The sequence below is a fragment of the Streptomyces griseoruber genome (assembly GCF_001514205.1).
GTDB lineage: Bacteria > Actinomycetota > Actinomycetes > Streptomycetales > Streptomycetaceae > Streptomyces > Streptomyces griseoruber.
This window is the reverse complement of the sequence record NZ_KQ948821.1, coordinates 1-2,362: the sequence shown is the minus strand read 5'-3', so window position 1 is coordinate 2,362 and position 2,362 is coordinate 1. Positions and strand designations below refer to the sequence as shown.

Annotated in this window: 1 protein-coding gene; it reads right to left on the bottom strand. The window is 69.8% G+C overall.

From position 1 onward, the window contains the following. On the bottom strand, nucleotides 1-2,348 hold a 2,348-nt coding region (locus AQJ64_RS44750; protein ID WP_063808109.1), incomplete at its 3' end, for a GcvT family protein. Between the last annotated feature and the right edge of the window lie 14 nt (nucleotides 2,349-2,362).

Here is a 2,362-nt window from a genome sequence, read left to right as displayed (position 1 = left end):
GGGGTGCCGGGGACGGCGAGTCCGGCCGGGAGCCAGGCGTAGGCGATGCCCTTGCCGACGGTGTAGCCGTAGGCCGCGCTGGTCACGTACCCCACCGGGCGGTCGCCGTCGTAGACGGGTTCCTTGCCCATGACGACCGACTGCGGGTCGTCGATGGTCAGGCACGCCAGCCTGCGCCGGACGGTCTCCTTGCGCCGCTCCAGGGCTTCCCGGCCGATGAAGTCGCCCTTGTCGAGCCTGACCGCGAAACCGATCCCGGCCTCGTAGGGGTCGTACTCGTAGGTCATGTCCGTGCCGAAGGAGCGGTAGCCCTTCTCCAGCCGCAGACTGTTGAACGCGCCCCGGCCCGCGACGATCCCGCCCAGCGGCCGCACCGCCGCCCACAGGGTGTCCCACAGCTTCTGGCCCTGGTCGGCCGTCGTGTACAGCTCCCAGCCCAGCTCACCGACGTACGACAGCCGCATCGCGGTCACCGGAACACTGCCGACGTAGGCGCGCCTGGCACGGAAGTACTTCAGCCCGTCGCCGGAGAAGTCCGCGTCGGTCAGGGGCTGCAGGACCTTGCGGGCCAGCGGCCCCCACAGGCCGATGCAGCAGGTCCCGGCGGTGATGTCACGGACCTGGACCGTGCCGTCGGCGGGCAGATGCCGGGTGAGCCAGTCCAGGTCCACATTGCCGTTCGCACCGATCTGGAACAGGTCCCGGCCCAGCCGGGCGACGGTGACATCACTGCGGATCCCGCCGTCATGATCCAGGAACAGGGTGTAGGTGACCGAGCCGACCGACTTGGCGACCTTGCCCGTCGTCAGCCGCTCCAGGAAGTCCGCCGCGCCCGGACCGCTCACCTCGAGCCGCTTGAGGGCACTCATGTCGTACATGGCGACGGTCTCACGGGTGGCCTGCGCCTCCGCACCCACGATCGGCGACCAGAACTGCGCCGCCCAGTCGTTGGGGGTGGGAATGTTGCGGCCCTCGACCAGGCCCGCGTTGGCCTCGTACCACTGCGGCCGCTCCCAGCCGTTCGCCTCCAGGAAGAACGCCCCCTTCTCCCGCTGCCGGGCGTGGAAGGGGCTGGTGCGGATCGGACGCGGGTCACCCGAGGGCTGGAGCGGGTGCAGGATGTCGTAGACCTCGACGAAGTTCTGGCAGTCCCGCGCCAGCACGTACTCCGGCGACAGCTGATGCGGCTCGAACCGGTTGACATCGCACTCGTGCAGATCGAACGACGAGCAGTAGCCGTCCACCAGCCACTCCGCCATCGCCCTGCCCACACCGGCGGAGTGCGTCACCCACACCGCCTCGGCGACCCAGAAGCCCTTGACGTCCCGGGACTCCCCCAGGAGGGGGAAGTTGTCGGTGGTGAAGGAGAACAGGCCGTTGATGCCCTCCTCGACCTTCGCCTCCCGCGTCGCCGGAAGCAGCGCCTGCGTCTCGCTCCACGCGGCCTCGAAGTCCTCCTCGGTGAACTTCAGCACCGACGGCATCGCCTCGGCCTCGTCCACGGAGAGGATGTCGTCGGCGGAGACCGGCATCGGCCGGTGGCCGTAGTAGCCGATGCCCAGACCGTCGAAACGGTCCCGGTAGTACAGGTCGCCGTCCTGGTGACGCAGGATCGGGCGGACCGCCTCCTGCGTCTGCCCCGCCAGCGCCGGAACCGGCCCCGTCCACGCCAGCTGGTGCGCCAGCGGCGTCAACGGCAGATCCATCCCCACCATACGGGCGATCTTCGGACCCCAGATCCCCGCACAGCACACCACGATGTCCGCGGGAATCTCACCCTGGTCGGTCACCACACCACTGACCTCACCGTCCGTCTGCAGGACGTCGAGGACCTCATGACGGGCCAGAAACGTCACACCCCGCTCGGTCGCCCGCCGGATCTGCGCCTCCACCGCCAGGACCGCCTTGGCCAGACCGTCCGTCGGCACCAGCAGACCGCCCAGCACCCTCTCCCCGTCCACCAGCGGATGCCGCCGGACACACTCCTCGGCCGTCAGCAGCTCCGCCTCGACACCCCACGCCGTCACCCAGCCGTGCCGGCGCCGCAGCTCCGTCAGCCGCTCCGGCGTCGTCGCCACCTCCAGACCACCGACCTGGAGGAAACACGGCCTGCCGTCCACATCCAGGGAACAGAACTTCTCCACCGTGTAACGGGCCAGCTCCGTCATCGTCTTCGAGGAGTTCGTCTGGAAGACCAGACCCGGGGCGTGGGACGTCGAGCCACCCGTGGCCGGCAGCGGGCCCTGGTCGACCACCGTCACCTCGGTCCAGCCACGCGCGGAGATCTCGTCCGCCAGCGCCGCACCCACGACACCCGCACCGATGATCACCACTCGGGGACCCGCCATCGCCGCACCTCCGG